Here is an 18,120-nt window from a genome sequence, read left to right as displayed (position 1 = left end):
TGGGTGTGTTTCTTTGGACCCTGGAATTTGGCGGCCTGGCCATTGCCCTGGTGGGCATGGGCCGGGAGCGCTGGCTGGCGGCTCGGCGCCGATAGGTTGGGGCAATGACGGATTCCTGGTCTGACGACGATCGGCTCTCGCGCCTGGTTAATGCGGGTCGTCAATTGGTGGATGGGGTTTCCGGTGCTCGCCCTGGCTCCCGGGGGGCATCGCGCTCGGCCTCCCGCAACCCGGGGCGGGGCCGTCCAGCTGGGGTGCCCCGGTTTGATCAGCTCGGTCGCTGGGTGGAGGACAAGCTGGATCGAATCCTTGAAGACGACGAAGATTGGCGTGAGCCCTGGCAGGAAGCTCCCCCGCAAAAACCCTCCCGTCGCCCCTTGGAGGCGATCTCAAGGCGAAGGGGCATTGCACCTGCTGCTGTGCCGGCTGCTGCACCCGCCGCTGTGCCGCTAGATGCCGATGGCTGGCCTGAGGATGGGGCCTTCGCCGTAGCCCGCTGGCAGCGCCCCCCCAGTTCCGTTGAAGCTGCCACTGAGATAGCCCCCGAAAGTGCTGTTGAAGGAGCTAACAGCAATTCCAGGCCCCTGCCCCGCTCCACCCGCCGCCGTTAGGGCTTGGCAGTTTTGGAGCTTGCCGGGCTGGTTCTTACCGATCTGGTTCTTGCTGGGCCAAGCCAGGTTTCCAGCTGGGGTGAAAACACCTCGCGAATCACGGTGAGCTCCTTGCCCCCACGGAAGAAGCGATAGTGCCTACTCCAAAAGGGTCCTGGGAAGCCAAAACGCTCCTCCAGCCAGGGGGCGTCCACCTGGGCCAGCCCATCCACCTCCCGAAACAGCTCGGCCCGGTGGCTGGTCAGGCTGCGCCAAATCGGTTGGTCCCGCTCCTGCAGGTAGGTGTCTGCCTGCTGCTGGTTCCACCAGCTCTCCGCCCAGGCCAGGGTTTGTTCACCACAGCACAGCCAGACCTGCCGGCGCAATAGGGGCGCAGTTAGCTCTGCCACCTCTTCGGGCAGGGGACTGCCGTCGGTAGGGCAATCGTTCTCCGGGGCCATGCCGATCAGTTCGATCTCCACCGGTATCCCGCTGAGGCTTTCGAGATGGCGAGTGGGGCTGCCATCACCCAGTAGTAGTAGGCGCCAAGGGCCGGTCAGGGAGCTGCCCGCCAGGCCCTGCAGAACAGCTGTTTTCGAGGCTTGCCAGGTTGGTGGAGGGGAGATCAGCAAAGCCGATTTGGGGCCAGGATGGCCACCAGGCTAGGAAGATCCGAGTTCCAGCCCCCAGGCAGCAAGGATGGCGGATAGAAGTAGGGGGCAGTCCGTGGTGCGCAAGCAAGCCAGACAGCCCTTGGCCGATGTGGTTGTCACCAATTTCCACGCCCGCTACACGGGGGTTTCAGCCACGATTCAGGCCCTGGTGCCCCTGCAACGTCGGCAGTGTTCCATTGGTGTTTGGGATTGGGGCCGGCTTGAGTTGTCCGGAGCTGTGGGTTGGAAGGGCGTATTGAGCCAAGGTTGGTCAAAGCCCCAGCAGGGCCATTTCAGGATTTGGCATGCGCGGCGCGATATAGAAATTCTGATGGGTCTGTTTCTTCGTTCCGTTTTGGGCCAGCCCTGGAAAGTTTTATTTACTTCGGCTGCGCCAAAACCACCTGGCAGGTGGCTGAGCTGGTTGATAGGCCGCTGTGACGCGGTAATTGCCACATCGGATCGCTCAGCCGACTTTCTGCCCTGTCGCAGCGTTGTTATTAACCATGGGGTGGATACGGATTTCTATTCACCAAATCTCTACTCAAGTAAGCCTGATATGCCCCTATGCTTGCGAGCTAACCCATTGAATCTTGATCAGCAATGGATTGGAGCATTCGGACGGATTCGTCTAAGTAAGGGAACTGATTTGCTGGTGGAGGCGCTGCTTCGAGTGCTACCTGATTATCCAGGATTTTCAGCATTTTTTACGGGTCTTTGCCAGGAAAAAGACCAACCTTTTCTGGATAACTTAAGATCAAAAATTGCAGCTCATAATCTTTCTGAAAGGATTTTATTCCTTGGGGACTTGGATCGCAAGTCGGTTCGTGACCTATATAGAACCTGCGTTTTGGCTGTGGCTGCATCCCGTTCCGAGGGTTTTGGTCTGACTCCCCTAGAGGCGATGGCCTGCGGCACCCCTGTTCTTACTTCGATGGCAGGGGCTTGGCCCCAAATAGTTGATTCCCGCGTTGGCGAGCTATTTCAAACTGGAAATGTCGATGAGCTGGCTCTAAAGATGGCTGACTTGATCTCTGATCAATCCCGGTTGGCTGAATTGGGGCCAGTTGCCCGCGCAAGGGCTGTCGATCATTATGGGCTTGCCCTAGAGGCAAATTCCATAAATCAGCTTTACGTTGGATTGGCAGGTTGAATAAAAGAATGGTGCAACCAAATCGGCTCACTTGCGATCTGACAGAACTGTTTGCTGGTTCACTGGGTCGCGGTGGCTTTTATGGGATTGCCCGCGTGGTGGCGGAGATAGCTAACGGGCTTAGTCAAATTGAGCCGGAGTTGGATCATGTCGTTTACTTTGCAGGTATAAATCGTTTTGTAGTTGTAGATTTTGATTTTGAATTATTTGCCTCTGGCAGGCCTGCAAAGCTTGGCTTTGAAGTGCAAAGATTGCTGTTCAGCCTGGATCAACAGTTGTTTCGACTCAGGACTTTTCTGCCAAGGTTTCTCCACGACTGTTTGAGAGATTGGCTGGCTAAAGGGCTTAGTGACAGGCATTCACGATTTTTAGATACTAAGGTAAACCGCGTTCTCTTTTCAGCGGCCAGGCCAAAATTCATTGCCAGCTATCTCAAGCTCTTAGAATCAATCAATGCCCAAGGTTTTGGCCAATGGCGCCTGGCTAGCCTGCTGCATGACTTTTTCCCCCTACTGGATCAATATGATCGCCCGGGTAGGCGATTTGTCGACCAATTTTCCCGCGACAATGCCCTAATACTGGAATCTTCCAGTTATGTATTTGCAAATTCATATTTCACCAAGCAGTGTCTTTTAGAGCTACAAAGCCGGGATCTAATGCCAGCCAGTGCAGAGGTCCATGTGGCGCAGCTTGCCCATGAGTGCCGCACTCCCAACATGGGCTCGCCCTTAGCCGGAATTGGTAAGAATTTTTTTCTTGCCGTGGGCTGCCGTCCTGGGCGTAAGAATCTAGAAATACTGCTTGATGCCCTATTAATACTTAATGAATCTGAACCTGATGGTTGCCATTTGGTTTTGGCAGGGGCGGCGCGCACTTCCACAAAAAGATTACTCAAGCAGCCAAGATATCAAAATATTCGCCCTAAAATTCATATCCAGGTGACCCCATCCCAGTCTGAGCTGGTGGAACATTATCAACGGGCTATGGCGACAGTGCTACCTAGCTATAGTGAAGGCTGGGGATTGCCAGCTTCTGAGTCCCTATGGTTGGGCACGCCAGTCTTGGCTTCTGATACACCAGTTATGCATGAAGTCTGTGGAGATTTGGGTTTGTACTTTTCTCCGGATCAACCTGCGGAATTGGCTAATTTGATGCAGAGGTTGCTGTGCGAACCGCTTTTTCTTGAGGCAAAAAGACTGAGTATTCAAAACTCCCATGCTGATCTACGGAAATGGGCCCAAACAAGTGCTGATATTGCCTCTGTGTTGCTTGCTGGTGATTCTCCCAAATATTGTATGGAGATATAAATGCCATTGTCCTTGGCAATAGTGAAGCAAAAGTTTTTAGCCTTTGGTGGGGCTGAAAAAGTAATTAATGAGGCAATCAAGGCTTTTCATGCCAATCAAGCAATTGAGCTTTCGATTTTGGCTCGTTCATGGAGCCTTCCTCCAGAAATTGCCACAGGTCAGAATTGTCGTGTAATCCGTTGTAACCCATTTTTCTTGGGAGGAGCGATGCGCTCTCGCTCCTTTGTGCGGGCCGTATCCAGGCAGCTCCCTAATTTTGATTTGGTTCAGGCCCATGAGCCCATTCCTGGTGCCCATATCTATCGAGCTGGTTCAGGCTTGCACGCCCAATGGTTGAAGCAGGTGGCCCATGGCCGCACTGCTCGGCAGCGCCATCAACTTTTTCAGGAGCCAAAACACCAGGCGGTGCTACAGCTGGAGCGAGAGATGTTTGAGCACCCCTCCCTAAGGGCTGTGATTGCTAACTCCCAGATGGTTGTTGATGACCTTGCTGAGCTCTATCCCAACTTTGACAAGGAACGGGTCCACTTGATTTGGAACGGTGTTGACCACCAGCGCTTCTCCCTTGAAAGAAGAAGCGCTCTACGTCAGGAGAGCAGAAATAATCTTGGCATACCAGCCAACTCGCAGGTTCTTTTGATTCTTGGTTCAGGTTGGCATCGTAAGGGCCTGTCCACTGCCCTTGAATTTATGGCGTTGCTACCTAAATCTTTAATCCTTTTGATTGCCGGAAAGGAATCCCACCCCAAGCGATTCCGTAGCGCTGCTGAATCCCTTGGTATAGGCAAAGAGCGACTCCGATGGATTGGTCCGACTTCTAATCCAATTCAGCTCTTTGCAGCAGCAGATGTATTTGTACAGCCTTCCATGTATGACCAGATGCCCAATGCATCTTTGGAGGCCATGGCCTGTGGTTTGCCAGTTGTCGTTAGCCGCACTTCAGGAACTCGGGACTTAATCGATGAGGGAGTTGAGGGTTTTGTGAGAGATTGGCACGCAGCGCCCGATTGGGTTGAGCCAATCCTGCATGCGCTCGAGTATTCTGAGTCAATGGGTCAGGCCAGTTATCGGCGAGTTTTGCCGCTTACTTTTGAGCGCATGCTTTTTGAGTGGTTGGCCTTATACAAAGAATTGCTGCCCTCTTCGTTCTCCTCTTAGTTCCGCGGCCATGGCCTATTCCATTGTCCATACCGAATCTTCGATTGGTTGGGGCGGTCAGGAAATGCGAGTCTTGTCTGAGGCCAGGGGTTTTATTGAGCGTGGACATCGTGTAACGGTGCTGGCACCCCCCAATGCGCAGCTAGTAGGTCGGGCAGTTGATTACGGAGTTCCGATTAAAACTGTTCCAATTTTTGGCCGAAACTTGCGAGCTTTCCTTTGTTTGAGAGCGGCATTGGTTGCCCTGAATCCGGATGTAATTAATACCCATAGTTCTACGGATAGTTGGTTAGTGGCATTGGTTCTATTGACCCTATGGCGGAGGCCAAAGGTTGTTCGTACGCGCCATATATGTGCTCAGCCCAGTCGAAGTTTAACGACTCGGTGGCTTTATCAAAAAGCTGCCCAGAGAGTTGTAACCACCGGTGAGGCCATTCGCCAACAGATTGTTTCGATCGGTGTCCCTGCTGATCAGGTATTTTCTATCCCAACTGGTATAAATCCAGATAAATTTGTTCCCGGTTCTGCCGATGGGGCCAAGTCTCTTTTGGGGCTTGAGTGCCTTACTGTGATTGGCCTGGTGGCAACCATTCGTTCTTGGAAAGGGCATCGAGTTTTGATCGACGCCGTAAGAGATTTTTCTGCGGATAATGTCAGGGTTGTTTTCGTTGGGGATGGTCCCATTCGCCAGACTCTGGAGCAGGAGATTTGCGATGCGGGTTTGGCTTCTTTATTTATTTTTGCAGGGCATCAGCAGAATGTGTTGCCTTGGTTGCAGGCCATGGATATTTTTGTACTTCCTTCCTATGCAAATGAGGGCATCTCGCAGGCCTTGGTCCAGGCAATGATGGCCTCAATACCTGTCGTGACGACTACCGCAGGTGCAATTCCTGAGGTTGCTAGGAACCGTGAAACTGCTCTTGTCGTTCAACCTAATGATCCGATCCAATTACGTGCCGCGATTGTTGAGTTGATGGCTAACCCTTCGCTAGCTAGCGAATTGGCGATGCGTGCCCGTGAGTTTGTTTTAACCCATCACAGCGAGGCCGGCATGCTTTCTGAGATGGATCAACTGTTTACAACAGTTCTGCAGAGTTGATTTGTGTTATGGGTGCGTCTGAATCTCTCACAGCTATTTTAATATCAAAAAATGCTGCTGAAACCATCGGTAAATGTCTGGCATCATTGGATTTTTGCCAGTCGATTGTGATTGTTGACGGCGGCAGTACCGATCAAACTGTCGATATTGCGAGGTCATTTGGCGCTGTTGTTATTACTGATTTGGATTGGCAGGGTTTTGGAGTGCAAAAGCAACGGGCCCTTGAGCTTGTCAACTCCGGCTGGGTATTTTCCATTGACTGTGATGAGGTTGTGCCTGCCCAGCTTGCAAAAGAAATTAAAACTGTCTTATCTGCACCGAAATATTCTGTCTATCGGATGCCTCGCTTAAATCATCTTTGCGGGCGTGCCGTTCGTGTTGCCGGATGGTACCCCGATTACGTGAGTCGCCTATTTCATGCCGGATCCGCTAGTTTTAATTCAAATACTGTGCATGAATCTTTGGTTTTTGAGGGTTCCGTAGGCACATTAAGATCAAATCTTTTGCATTATACCTATTCTTCCTATGGAGCTGCGGTTGAGAAAATGAATGCCTATTCATCTATTGGGGCGGAATCTCTCAGGCAGCGGCGCAGGTCGATCAATCATTTTACCCCAGTCCTTAGGGCTTTATATAGATTTTTATCCTGCTATTTCCTGCGTTTGGGATTTCTGGGGGGCCTTGACGGTCTCACTGTTTCTTCGTTACAGGCTTTTGGGACCTATCTGAAATACTTAAAGGCTTTGGATTGAGGTTGGGTTTAGGGGGATGCTGAAACTGACAAGTTGCGTTGTACCCCATTGCTTTCAATGGCAGCACCTTCTCCTGTAGTGCGTCTAAGTGTCCATCCGCTAGCACCTATGCGTTCACCAACTGCTGCAGTGGCAATTGTGCCCTGAATTTGAAAAATTGCAGAGCCGCTTCCTGATGGGCCTTGAATTACCCCAATTAGCACTGGAGTTGAGTTTTCGGTTACTTGCGCCGTCTTTGAGTTCAGTGATTTGCCTACGGGAACTTGTATGAGTGGCATGTTGCTTGCTCCATTTGCCGGCAGTTGGGCCAGTTCCTCCATCCATGGTTCTTGCTGTGGTGGGGGTGGAGGAAGGCTTTCATCGAGGTGAATGGGCAGCTTTTTGCCGGCAACTTCCCTTGCCGTTTGGCTTGTGGCTGTCTTGAGTTGGTTAAGTAATAGGAGATTTCTCTCTTCTGTGGCTGTCCTTTGATTGGCTTGCCAGAGACCAAAAGCCATCAAACTAGTTCCAAGGATGGCGATACCTGCGGTGGCTGCCACCCATACTGCCCTTTCTTTGCCAATAGGAATTTTGCGAGCTTGGATTTCCTTTACTACCACCTCAACTGGATCTAGGTTGGGGCTGGATTGTGCTTGAAATACCCGATTTAGCACCTGGTCGGCTTTTAGTTCCCAGTAGGCCCGTGTTGCCGGCTGCTTGCTTGCTGCTCTCAATTGAATCTTATAGCTAGTAGGACCCCAACCATAACCAATTTTAGTTTCCTAGTCGAGGCCCTTTTGGTTCGATTCCTTCCGGCTTTGAACCTCAAGCCAGAGAAGTAGGGCTGCGGTGTCGGCATGGCTTACTCCGGGAATCCGTGATGCTTGGCCTAGGTTGTGCGGTTGAATTTTGCCAAGTTTTTCCCTGGCTTCGTTCGAGAGGGTAGTAATTTCTGAATAGTTTGTGTTCGTTGGCAGAATCCGCTCGCTTTGGGTTTTGATTTTCTGTATTTGTTGCTGTTGCCTGGCTAGATACCCATTATATTTGATATCTATTTCTACCCCTTCCCTCACATCTCTGCCAATGTCATCTGGCGTTAGCCCATGGTTTACCAGATCTTGGCTGCTGATGCCTGGCCGCCTAAGTAATTCGGCCAGGCTGATTGAGCCTTTGATTGGTAGGGCAGTTTGCTTGGTAATTGCGATCGTAATTGGATCTGCTTCCTTGATGCGTACCTTCTCTAGGCGTTGGTTTTCCTCGGTCATCGCCCGTTGTTTTCTGCTGTAGATTTCCCAACGACGATCGTCGATTAGTCCCAGTTCTCTGCCAAGTGGGGTTAGTCGACGGTCAGCATTGTCACCGCGCAAGATAAGTCTATATTCACTGCGGCTAGTAAGCACCCTGTAGGGTTCTTTTAGGTCTTGGGTAATGAGATCGTCGATCATGGTACCGATATAGCTATTTTCTCGAGAAAAATGTACAGGGTTTTCTCCTTTGACAGAGCGTGCAGCATTCAGCCCAGCCACTAGCCCCTGCGCAGCAGCTTCTTCGTAGCCTGTGGTGCCGTTCAGTTGACCTGCCGTAAATAGGCCCTTGGCTGTCTTTGCTTCCAAGGATGGTTTCAATTGGGTTGCCACTAATACGTCGTAGTCAACTGCATAGGCAGGCCTCAGCATCACGCATTTTTCTAGGCCTGGCAGGGTTCTGAGCAGCTCTAATTGAAGATTTTCAGGAAGGCCAGTAGAGAAGCCCTGCACGTAAATTTCTGGGGTGTCACGCCCCTCGGGTTCAAGGAATATCTGGTGGCTCTCCTTATCGGCAAAGCGTACTATTTTGTCTTCAATAGATGGGCAGTATCTTGGACCTTTACTGTCTATAAAGCCTCCGTAGATTGGAGTGAGGTGAAGGTTGTCTCTGATTAACTTATGGGTTGATTTGGTTGTGCGAGTTATGTGGCAGGCCATCTGTTCACCGCTCAACCAGGCGCTGGGGTCGAAGGAAAAGAAGCGATCGGCAGCATCACTTGCTTGTTCTTGAAGGACCGAGTAGTCAATGCTGCGGCGATCGATTCTTGCTGGTGTTCCAGTCTTAAGCCTTGTGGTATTCAGGCCTAGGGAGTTGAGTGCTTCCGTAAGACCTTCTGCAGCCTGCTCACCTGAACGGCCGGCGGCCATGGATTTGTTTCCGACCCAGATTTGTCCGCCCAGGAAGGTGCCTGTGGTTAAAACCACTGCTTTTGCTCCGTAGCAACTTCCGAAGTAAGTCTTTATTCCAACGATTTGGTTGATGGCAATTTCTTCAGTATCGGGATTTCTAGATTCCACGCACAGCCCGGTCACCATTGCTTCGCGTAGGGCCAGGTTTTCTGTGTTTTGGAGTATTTTCAGCATTTCTCTTGCGTATCGACGCTTGTCTGTCTGGGCGCGAAGGGCCCAGACAGCAGGGCCCCGGCTTGCATTCAGTATCCGCTTCTGTAGTGCAGTGGCATCAGCCAGCCGACCGATGACGCCACCTAGGGCATCTACTTCATGGACAAGTTGGCTTTTTGCGGGTCCACCAACCGCCGGATTGCATGGCTGCCAGGCGATGCGATCGAGATTGAGGGTAAACAGGGCAGTCGAGAGGCCAAGGCGAGCCGAGGTAAGCGCGGCTTCGCAGCCCGCATGCCCTCCCCCTACGACGATGACGTCGAAGGATTCGCTAGCTGATTCCGTGGGTGATTGGATCAACTGTTTGGATGTGACCATTGGTCGAATCTATCGCGAAGTCGCCTTGGCAGGTTTTAGGCCATTGGTCATGTCCTAGGTTGGGAGTTGACTTTGTTTATTCAGCTGTGCTCAGCAGGCCTATTAAACCAGTATTTTTCTATTGGTCTTTATTCGGCTTCTACTCTCTGATTTTGTTGATACCCGACTCCTTTGGTTTTTTTGCTGCTGTTTTGGTCATTTTGAGTCTTGGGGTTATGTTGTGGCAGCGTCCTTTGCGTTTTCTTGGAGAAGACCGTATCTTTGCATGCCTTCTTGTTGCGTTTCCTCTGCTTATGGTGCCATCTCTCCTTATAAATGGTGGGGATTGGAGTTATTTTGACTACCCAGTGCGGGCACTTTTGTTTATTCCTTTAATTGTGGGACTGCGCAGTTTTGTTGAACCTTTGCGGGCAAGGGGCTTTTTGTTCTTTGGTGCGGGAACTGGAGGAATTACTGCTGCAGTTTTTTCTGCTAAATCGTTATTAATAGATAAGGTTGTTCGTGTGGGTCTCCCAATTACGAATTCTATTCCCTATGGGCAGATTGCAGCGATTTTGGCTTTAATCTCTTTCGCTGGAATTTTTATTTTTACTACGAAATTTGCGAGATTTTATTTGTTTGCAGGGTTTTTTGCTTCCCTTTTTGCTCTCTATGCATCTGGATCCGGAGGAGCTCTTTTGGGTTTTGCTGCTGGTTGGTCGATTGAGGTTTTTTTGATTGCTTGGAGATTGGCTCGTCGTCAGATACAAAAATACTGGTTTATTTTTTTCACAATTACAGTTGTGATCCTCTTCCCTCTTTTTTCTTCTAAGTTTATCCAAACTGTTAATGAAGTGGCTGCTTCTTTAGACGGTGGCGGTATGGGCACTTCTAATGGAGGTAGGTTTTATTTGATTTTGATTTCTGTAAAGAGTTTCTTGGCTAACCCTCTATTAGGTGTTGGCCCTGGCAATGGGCACCAGGTAATTGCAAATTACTGTTCAAATCATTTTTGTTCACCAGGGTTTGTCAATTGGAGTGGAGTCCATAATCAGTATTTTGATGTTCTGATGACTACGGGCATTGTCGGTTTGACCGGTTTGCTTGTATTCGGTCTTGGTATCGCCTGGATGTTTTTCTCATTGGTAAAACGAAATAGTGCAAATATTAGTGCCATATGTGGTGGTTCCATAGTTGTGGCTATGCTTGTGAGCGCTTTTCCGCAGCCTCTTTATCACCATAACATTTCTGTAATTTCATTTTTCTTTACCATTAGCTTTTTCTGGTATTTATCTTCGGAGCCTGTCGAGGGCCAATTTTTAAAATCTTCTGCATAACCTTCTCTCGTTTGAGTTTTTTGTGATTTGTTAAATTTGTTTGCCATTTCATCCAGCCTTTATGACCAATGCCAAGCGAATATTTTACTTTTATGAGCTACTTCCTGGCTTTGATTCTGGCTCTTCTGCTCAGATATTAAGAGATTATGTCACGGGGGGGCTTCCTCGCTTGGGATGGCAGATTACACTCCCATTCAAGGTTTTCCCAAATAGATTTGATGGTTGGCCGGAGTTTGCCTGCAGGAATGAGTATTCTCGTTCTTTGGCTATTAAATCCCTCTTTTTTGCAGATAAATTCTTTGCAAGACTTTATCTGCTTTTTCACTTTGTTGCCTGGGCTCGAAATTTTCCTGGTGGTATTTGTATTTGCGTAATTAGGGAGGATAAATTTCTTTACCTTGCCATGGTATTAAGGGTTTTGTGTCGATTTAAATTGATAAGCGAGCTGCATGAGGGTGGTATGCCTTTTGCTTCCCGCTCAAATACCACTTGGCAGTATCAAACTTTTTTAAATAGTATTGATGGTATTGTATTTACTTCTCGCGCGCAATTAGAATATATAGTTAAGCTTGGTTTTGTGCCGCCACGAAATGCGATAGTATTGCCTAATAGCGTAGAGACTGGTAAATTTTCTAAGGCAACGCGCAGCCTTTCGAAGGATGTCTTAGTTTTGACTTATGCAGGAAGTTTTATACCTTGGAAGAATGTGCCGCTGTTATTTGCCTCGCTTGCCCTTTTGCCCTCGAATTATCGTCTTAGAATTGCTGGTGGAAAGCGTAATAGTTCACATGCTGACGAGTATATTCGTGGGCTGTCTAGTAAATATGATGTAGGGAATCGAGTTGATTATCTTGGGTTTGTCGAGCCTGAGAGGGTGATTGATGAAGTTATTGACGGTAGTTCTGTTTTGCTTTGTCCTTTGGATCGGAGTGTCTCGTCAATGTATGCAACTTCTCCAATGAAGCTCGTTGAGTATATGGCTACGCCAATTCCTATTGTGGCTGCTGATGTGCCATCCGTAAGATCCTTGGCCTCAGAAGATGAGGTATTTTTGGCATCCCCAGATCCAACAGAGTTTGCATCTGCAATAGTTTTGGCTAGCCAGTCTGATTGCAGCGTAATGATTGCTCGTGCAAACCAGCGAGCTAGGACCTACGATTCAAAATGTCGTGCCGATGTTTATTCGCGTTGGCTTGTATCGCTTTAGCCAGGATTGAGTTTCTAAGCTGAATAACCTTTGGTGGTCTAGATTACGGCGCCGCTAGGTTCCTAAACCTCGTAAATTGCGGCTCAAACAGCAGTTTCACGGTGCCCACTGGGCCGTTGCGGTGCTTGGTGACAATTACTTCGGTGATGCCTCGGTCGGCGGTTTCGGGGTTGTAATACTCGTCGCGGTAGATCATTAGCACCAGGTCTGCGTCCTGCTCGATTGAGCCCGATTCCCTGAGGTCGCTGAGCATCGGTCTTTTGTTGGTGCGAGATTCAACGCCGCGGCTGAGTTGGGAGAGGGCTATGACTGGCACATTCAGTTCGCGGGCCATACCTTTTAGGCCCCGGGTGATGCGTGAGAGTTCCTGGACCCGGTTGTCGGGGGTGGTTCCCTCCATCAGCTGTAGGTAATCGATCACGATTAGCCCCAGTTCTTTGCCCTGCTCTGCCATTAACCGGCGGCAGAGGGAACGCATCTCGAGAACGCCGGAATTTGGCTTGTCATCGAGAAAGAGAGGGATCTGGCCCAGGCTGTTGATGCCTTGGCCCAATAGGGGCCATTCCTCCTGTTGAAGTCGCCCAGTACGTAGCCGGCCGCTTTCGATGCCCACCTCCATCGACAACAGTCGGTAGGTCAGTTGTTCCTTGCTCATCTCAAGGGAGAAGACGCAGACCGGGAGCTGGTGGAGTTGGGCTACGTTTTTGGCGATATTCAGCACGATTGAGGTTTTACCCATCGCCGGCCGGCCGGCCACGATGATCAAATCACTGCGCTGTAGCCCCTGGGTTATTGCGTCTAGGTCGTAGAAGTTGCAGGGGATGCCCGCCACGGCCGTTCCCAGGGAGCGGCTTTCAATTTCGTTGAAGGTACTCGTCAGAATTTCAGCTGTGGGCGTGAGGCCCACGCTTGGTTTTTCCTGGCTGATTGCAAAAATCTTTTGTTCGGCCTCATCGAGCACCTGTTCCATTGGTTTTGCTTGATCAAAACCGAGCCGGATTACCTCATTACCCGATTTGATCAGCTGGCGCCGAAGGAACTTATCCATCACCAACCTGGCCACCTGGTCGATGGCGGCTGTCGAGAGGGTGCGTTCCACCAACTCCATCAGTCGGTTGCTGCCCCCAACTTTTTCCAGTTGGGAGGTGTCCGCCAACCAGGCGCACATCGCAGTTAGGTCCGTGGGTTTGCCCTGGCTGTGCAGCATCAGGGCGGTGCGGTAAATCTCCCGGTGGGCACTGAGGTAGAACGCCTCAGGCTGGAGCACGTCAGCTACCCGGCTGATCGCATCGGGATCGAGCAGGATCCCGCCGAGGACTGCCTCTTCTGCCTCTAGGTTTTGGGGTGGAATTGAGTCCGGCAGGGCCTCAAAATTTGCCTCCTCACTGCGGTTGCGCCTGGAATTGCCAACACCCCTCTGGCCCCTCTGGGTAGGGCCTTCGAAGGGTTCTTCGTCCCTAGGGATGGCCGCTGTCACCACGGATTGGCTTTGGGAGATTGGGCCATGGCGCCCTAGTGGCTGGTGACTTCCAGGTTGATTTCCGCCACCACCTCAGGGTGGAGCTTCACCTGGACCTTGTAGGAACCTGTGCGGTGGATTTCGGGCACCGTGATGTCGCGGCGATCCACTTCCTTCTTGGTGGCTGCTTCGATGGCCTCTGCCACGTCGCCGTTGGTGACCGTGCCAAACAGCACGTCGTCACCACCGGTTTGCTTCTTGACGGTGAAGCGGCCAATCGTGTCAAGGGCGGTGCGGAAGGCAACCGCTTCGGCCTTAAAGGCCGCTTGGCGTTCAGCTTCCTTGGCGCGGCGGGCCTCCACCTGGCGCAGCACCGCTGCCGTTACTGCCTGGCCCTTGCCGGTGGGAAGCAGGAAGTTGCGGGCGTAGCCGGGGGCCACTTCCACCAGGTCACCGTTTTTGCCCAGGCTGAGAACGTCTTCCTTGAGGACGACTTGTACGCGCTTCGCCATGACCTGCTGCCGGGGATGGATAGGTGGGGTGAGAAAGGAATTTCAGGGGCACCTGAGGGCGGTGCCCGCTTCACAACCGATCTGTAACCTTACGTCACTGGCCTGGGCCGGGCTGCAGCTGGTAGGCGCAACTGGGTAGCGAGGCCCAGGGCGTGCATCAACCGGATGTGCTGCCAGGTGAGGTCGATTTGGCGGCCGTAGCCATGGCGAGCCGAGTGGGGGAAGGCGTGGTGGTTGTTGTGCCAGCCTTCGCCAAAGGTCAGGGCCGCCACCCAGCCGTTGTTCCGGGAGGAATCACCGCTGGCATGGGGTGCATCACCCCAGTAATGGGTGGCCGAATTCACCAGCCAGGTGCAGTGATACACGAGCACCAGGCGCAGGGGGATGCCCCAGAGCACCAGGGCCCAGCCGCCGGCCCCAGTGACGCTGCCGATCCAGAACAGCAGGGCCGCCAGGGGGACTTGCAGCACCAGGAAGTTGTTGTTGAGCCAGTGGTAGTAGGGGTCCTGGGCCAGGTCGCCGGTTAGGCGGGGAACGGCAGCCATGGCGGGGATGTCCTCAAACATCCAGCCCATGTGTGACCACCAGAGCCCCTTGAGGCTGCTGTGGTGATCCATATCCGTATCGGAAAACTTGTGGTGGTGGCGATGCAGCCCCACCCAGTCGATAGGGCCGTGCTGGCAACTCAGGGCACCGCAGGTGGCGAAGAACCGCTCCAACCAATGGGGCACCCGAAAGGCCCGGTGGCTCAGCAGTCGGTGGTAGCCCACGGTGACGCCAAGGCAGGCCGTGAGCCAATAGAGCACCAGGAAGGTGGTGACCGACTGCCAACTCCAGAACTGGGGCATCAAGGCCACCAGCGCCAAAATATGGATCGCGGCCATAAAGCCGATCGTGCCCCAGCGGGTGCTCTTGGGACTCGGACGGTGGCCCCTGTGCAGGGAAAGGGCCCTTTGGGTGCCCCGATCTCCCGAATTAATCGAAGCTGGACTGCGTGTGCTGGTTGTGGCGGCCATGGCGGACCGACTCCTGATCGAACTGTAAAATAGTAGCAATACGGATCCGTATCGAGTGGGTTACCGGGAAGAAATCGCATCAGGCCGGGTGGCTTTCGCCCATCTGATCAGGGTGTGGCACGAGCGCAACGGCTGGAGCCATAGGGTTTTGCCCGCCCTCGCGGAGGCCCTCGACCTGGGCCGGGTGCACAATTCCCAGCTCTCGATGCTGCGCAACGGCAAGCTGGCTTCCCCCGGCCCCGAACTGTTTTTGGCCCTGGGGCGCATCAATCAGCTGCTGGCCCAGCAGGTGCAGGGCGGCCAGGTCGGTGCGGACCTGCGCCAGCGACTTTCGGACCATCCCGAGCTAGTGGCGGCCCTGGAAATCTCTGCCCTGCCGGTGCAGGGGGAGGGGGAGCCGGTGCTGGGACCGGGCCAGTTGATGGAGATATTTGTGGGCTTGAGCCAGCCCCCTGCTGCTTTCGACCTGCGCATTGCCGAGTCTGAGGCTGCCCCCTTGAGTGCGGCCTTGGCCCTGTTGTTCACCGCCGGCCGTCCCTGGCGCCAATGTCGAGAGCAGTTACTGGCTGCCTATCCAGTGGAGAAGAGGCAGAGAAGGGATCGCTTCGCCGCCGTAATGGCCGGCCAATCGGACTACTCTGCCGCCGAACTGGACTGCGAATTGCCCGACCTGCGCCGCACCTTGGCGGCCCTGGGGGCCGCAGGCGAGGGGGAGCTGGAGGCCGATCAGTTTCTTGATCTGCTGCGCCACAAGGCGAGCGATTGGCAGCAGGGCCCTGGAGCGCCTGGTTCTGGCGATCTCGGGGCGGCGATCCGCCAGCAGATGGCCCGTTTTTAGGCCCGATAGCTGGCTTCGCGCACCTTCTTGGCCAACCCCAGGGAGCGCAGCAGCTTGATGTGTTGCCAGGTGATATCGAATTCGAACCAGCGCAGGCCGTGGCGGGCCGAGTGGGGGAAGGTGTGGTGGTTGTTATGCCAGCCCTCACCAAAGGTCAAGATCGCCACCCACCAGCAGTTGCGGGAGAGGTCGGGGGAATCGAAATTGCGATAGCCGAAGGCATGGGTGGCCGAATTCACCAGCCAGGTCACGTGATAGACGATCACCAGCCTCAAAGGAATCGCCCAGAGCACCAGGCCCAGGCCCCCGCCATGGACCCCGGCAATTTCGCCATACCAATAGAGGGCTGCCCCAAGGGGCAACTGGAGCAGCAGAAACCAGCGGTCCAGCCAGCGATAGAAAGGGTCCCGCTGGAGGTCTCCGGTGAGTCGATCTACGTGGCTAAGCGCTGGAATTGGGTGCAACATCCAGGAGCTGTGGGCCCACCACAGGCCCCGGGCGGCGTCGTGATGGTCGTTGGGTTGGTCAGAAAACTTGTGGTGGTGCCTGTGCAAGCCCACCCATTCGATCGGTCCGCTCTGGCAGGCGAGGGCTCCCATCAGCACCAGGATCCGCTCCACTGGTTGGGAAACCACGAAGGCCCGGTGGGTAACCAGGCGATGGAGGCCCATGGTTACCCCGAGCACGGTGACCCAGTACAGGACAACCAGCGCCACAACCGCTTGCCAGCTCCAGAATTGCGGCAGCAGGGCGAACACTGCCCCCACATGCATCGCCAGCATGAAGCCGGTGGTGCCGGATTTGAATTTCCTTTGGGAACGCGGCAGGGGTTCCCTGGTGGTTTCCACCGCCTCGCGCATGCGGGATTCGAGATCCCTGCTGGGCCGATCAAGCGTTAGCAATTGGGCTTGCAGGTCTGCTGCAGAGCCGTTTGTGCCCACAACCAAATTCTTTCTCCTGGTAGAGCTGCCTTAGGGAGCCCCCAGGTAGCCATAAAAATCTAGTGCCCGCTGGTTTACCCCCATTGGGCGGCAGCATGGGTACACCACTACCGCAATCGGATGGCAGCTTCGGCCTGGGCCAAGGAGCAGGTGGAGGCAGCCCTGGGGCGCAGCGCTGGGCGAGCTGCTGAGTTCACGGCCCAGGTGGGGCCGCGCCTGGAGCGGGTGTTGGCGGCCTTTGCTGCGGAGCGCTTGGGCAGCCACCATTTCGCTTCGGTGAGTGGCTATGGCCACGGCGACCAGGGCCGGGAAGTGCTGGATCGGGTTTTTGCCCGGGTGCTCCAGGCTGAGGCTGCTGCGGTGCGGCTCCAGTTTGTAAGTGGCACCCATGCCATCTCCGCTGCCCTCTATGGGGTGCTGCGCCCAGGCGATCGGCTGCTGGCCATTACGGGCCGCCCCTACGACACCCTGGAGGAGGTGATTGGACTGCGCGGCAGCGGCCAGGGCTCCCTGGCGGAATTCGGCATCCACTACGACGAGTTGGCCCTGCTGGCCGATGGCAGCGTGGATCAAGGAGGATTGGCCGATGCCCTATCGGTGCCTACCCGAATGGTGCTGATCCAGCGCAGCTGCGGCTACAGCTGGCGGCCCTCCCTGGGGGTCGATCAGATCGGCTTGCTCTGCGGGCAGGTAAAGGAGATCCAGTCGGCATGCATCTGCTTTGTCGACAACTGCTACGGCGAGTTGGTGGAGTCGCAGGAGCCCACCGCCGTTGGGGCAGACCTGATCGCCGGTTCCCTGATTAAAAACCTGGGGGGCACCATTGTCCCGACCGGTGGCTATGTGGCTGGCCGAGCCGATCTGGTGGAGATGGCCTGCTGCCGCCTCACCGCCCCCGGCATTGGCAGCGAGGGGGGGACGGGCTTTGACCTGTATCGCCTGCTTTTCCAGGGCCTTTTCCTGGCGCCCCAAATGGTGGCGGAGGCCCTGATCAGTGCCGAGTTGGTGGCGGAGGTGTTCGCTGGCCTGGGCTATCCGGTCAATCCGATGCCAGGGGCCATGCGCGCCGACGTGATTCAGGCCGTGCGCCTGGGCTCAGCCGAACCGCTGCAAACCATCTGTCGGGCCTTCCAGGCCGCTTCGCCCGTGGGGGCCTACCTCGATCCGGTGCCAGCATCGATGCCTGGCTATGAAAGCGAGTTGGTGATGGCGGGGGGCACTTTCATTGATGGCAGCACCAGCGAGTTCTCCGCCGATGCCCCCCTGCGGGAGCCCTACGTGCTCTACGCCCAAGGCGGCACCCATCGGGCCCACGCCCAATTGGCCCTGGAGCGGGCCCTGGTGGCGTTAGCGGATAGCGGTGTGTTTCAGGCAAACTGAATGGCAGCAATTG

The 18,120-nt window shown here is 53.9% G+C and carries 17 protein-coding genes; 10 read left to right on the top strand and 7 right to left on the bottom strand.

Annotated elements, in window-relative coordinates; translation table 11 throughout:
- Window positions 1-104 precede the first annotated feature (104 nt).
- A complete protein-coding gene (locus tag KBY49_RS07700; protein ID WP_254934221.1) occupies window positions 105-611 on the top strand; it encodes an RNA helicase in 507 nt (168 codons plus the stop codon).
- Here KBY49_RS07700 and KBY49_RS07695 read toward each other — a convergent pair.
- On the bottom strand, window positions 608-1,222 hold the full coding sequence (locus KBY49_RS07695) for a chorismate lyase (RefSeq protein WP_254934220.1): 615 nt from the start codon (window positions 1,220-1,222) through the stop codon (window positions 608-610). The two genes, KBY49_RS07700 and KBY49_RS07695, sit on opposite strands and share 4 nt — an antisense overlap.
- A gap of 130 nt (window positions 1,223-1,352) precedes the next feature.
- On the opposite strand from KBY49_RS07695, the gene KBY49_RS07690 reads away from it, so the two are divergent.
- From KBY49_RS07690 to KBY49_RS07670, 5 genes are read left to right on the top strand one after another with little or no spacing between them, the layout of a single operon-like run.
- The gene (locus KBY49_RS07690; RefSeq protein WP_254934623.1) at window positions 1,353-2,396 is read left to right on the top strand and encodes a glycosyltransferase family 4 protein; all 1,044 of its coding nucleotides are present in this window, start codon (window positions 1,353-1,355) and stop codon (window positions 2,394-2,396) included.
- 8 nt (window positions 2,397-2,404) lie between these two features.
- A complete protein-coding gene (locus tag KBY49_RS07685) occupies window positions 2,405-3,703 on the top strand; it encodes a glycosyltransferase (protein ID WP_254934219.1) in 1,299 nt (432 codons plus the stop codon).
- A gap of 21 nt (window positions 3,704-3,724) precedes the next feature.
- Entirely contained in the window at window positions 3,725-4,861 is a 1,137-nt protein-coding gene (locus tag KBY49_RS07680; protein WP_254934218.1) for a glycosyltransferase family 4 protein, read from the top strand.
- A 10-nt stretch (window positions 4,862-4,871) separates the two neighbouring features.
- Entirely contained in the window at window positions 4,872-5,960 is a 1,089-nt protein-coding gene (locus KBY49_RS07675; protein WP_254934217.1) for a glycosyltransferase family 4 protein, read from the top strand.
- 8 nt (window positions 5,961-5,968) lie between these two features.
- Window positions 5,969-6,712, top strand: coding sequence for a glycosyltransferase family 2 protein (locus KBY49_RS07670; RefSeq protein WP_254934216.1), 744 nt, complete (start codon window positions 5,969-5,971; stop codon window positions 6,710-6,712).
- A gap of 8 nt (window positions 6,713-6,720) precedes the next feature.
- Here the strand turns inward: KBY49_RS07670 and KBY49_RS07665 are convergent, their stop codons facing one another.
- Both KBY49_RS07665 and mnmG read right to left on the bottom strand, forming a co-directional pair.
- Window positions 6,721-7,365 carry a hypothetical protein gene (locus KBY49_RS07665; protein WP_254934215.1) on the bottom strand — a complete coding sequence of 215 codons (645 nt, stop codon included), beginning with the start codon at window positions 7,363-7,365 and terminating at the stop codon, window positions 6,721-6,723.
- Between the two features lie 108 nt (window positions 7,366-7,473).
- Window positions 7,474-9,417, bottom strand: coding sequence for a tRNA uridine-5-carboxymethylaminomethyl(34) synthesis enzyme MnmG (gene mnmG / locus KBY49_RS07660; RefSeq protein ID WP_254934622.1), 1,944 nt, complete (start codon window positions 9,415-9,417; stop codon window positions 7,474-7,476).
- An 80-nt stretch (window positions 9,418-9,497) separates the two neighbouring features.
- Here mnmG and KBY49_RS07655 point away from each other — a divergent pair, with 80 nt between their 5' ends.
- Window positions 9,498-10,754, top strand: coding sequence for an O-antigen ligase (locus KBY49_RS07655; protein WP_254934214.1), 1,257 nt, complete (start codon window positions 9,498-9,500; stop codon window positions 10,752-10,754).
- Between the two features lie 61 nt (window positions 10,755-10,815).
- Window positions 10,816-11,961 (top strand): glycosyltransferase family 4 protein, encoded by a 1,146-nt coding sequence (locus KBY49_RS07650; protein ID WP_254934213.1) that lies wholly within the window; start codon window positions 10,816-10,818, stop codon window positions 11,959-11,961.
- Between the two features lie 43 nt (window positions 11,962-12,004).
- Here KBY49_RS07650 and dnaB read toward each other — a convergent pair whose 3' ends face one another.
- The 3 genes from dnaB to KBY49_RS07635 all read right to left on the bottom strand — a co-directional run bounded on the left by dnaB (window position 12,005) and on the right by KBY49_RS07635 (window position 14,948).
- The gene (gene dnaB, locus KBY49_RS07645; RefSeq protein ID WP_254934212.1) at window positions 12,005-13,438 is read right to left on the bottom strand and encodes a replicative DNA helicase; all 1,434 of its coding nucleotides are present in this window, start codon (window positions 13,436-13,438) and stop codon (window positions 12,005-12,007) included.
- A gap of 35 nt (window positions 13,439-13,473) precedes the next feature.
- Entirely contained in the window at window positions 13,474-13,932 is a 459-nt protein-coding gene (gene rplI, locus KBY49_RS07640; RefSeq protein WP_254934211.1) for a 50S ribosomal protein L9, read from the bottom strand.
- A gap of 89 nt (window positions 13,933-14,021) precedes the next feature.
- A complete protein-coding gene (locus KBY49_RS07635) occupies window positions 14,022-14,948 on the bottom strand; it encodes an acyl-CoA desaturase (RefSeq protein WP_396099623.1) in 927 nt (308 codons plus the stop codon).
- Window positions 14,949-15,003: 55 nt separating this feature from the next.
- Here KBY49_RS07635 and KBY49_RS07630 point away from each other — a divergent pair, with 55 nt between their 5' ends.
- Complete coding sequence (locus KBY49_RS07630) at window positions 15,004-15,786, top strand: hypothetical protein (RefSeq protein WP_254934210.1); 783 nt, start codon at window positions 15,004-15,006, stop codon at window positions 15,784-15,786.
- On the opposite strand, the gene KBY49_RS07625 is transcribed toward KBY49_RS07630, so the two are convergent.
- The gene (locus tag KBY49_RS07625; protein ID WP_254934620.1) at window positions 15,783-16,646 is read right to left on the bottom strand and encodes a fatty acid desaturase; all 864 of its coding nucleotides are present in this window, start codon (window positions 16,644-16,646) and stop codon (window positions 15,783-15,785) included. The genes KBY49_RS07630 and KBY49_RS07625 overlap by 4 nt on opposite strands.
- 201 nt (window positions 16,647-16,847) lie before the next feature.
- Here KBY49_RS07625 and KBY49_RS07620 point away from each other — a divergent pair, with 201 nt between their 5' ends.
- Complete coding sequence (locus KBY49_RS07620; protein WP_254934209.1) at window positions 16,848-18,107, top strand: methionine gamma-lyase family protein; 1,260 nt, start codon at window positions 16,848-16,850, stop codon at window positions 18,105-18,107.
- The last annotated feature ends 13 nt before the right edge of the window (window positions 18,108-18,120 follow it).

The sequence above is a fragment of the Cyanobium sp. WAJ14-Wanaka genome (genome assembly GCF_024345375.1).
GTDB lineage: Bacteria > Cyanobacteriota > Cyanobacteriia > PCC-6307 > Cyanobiaceae > Cyanobium_A.
This window is presented reverse-complemented; position numbering and strand designations above follow the sequence as displayed.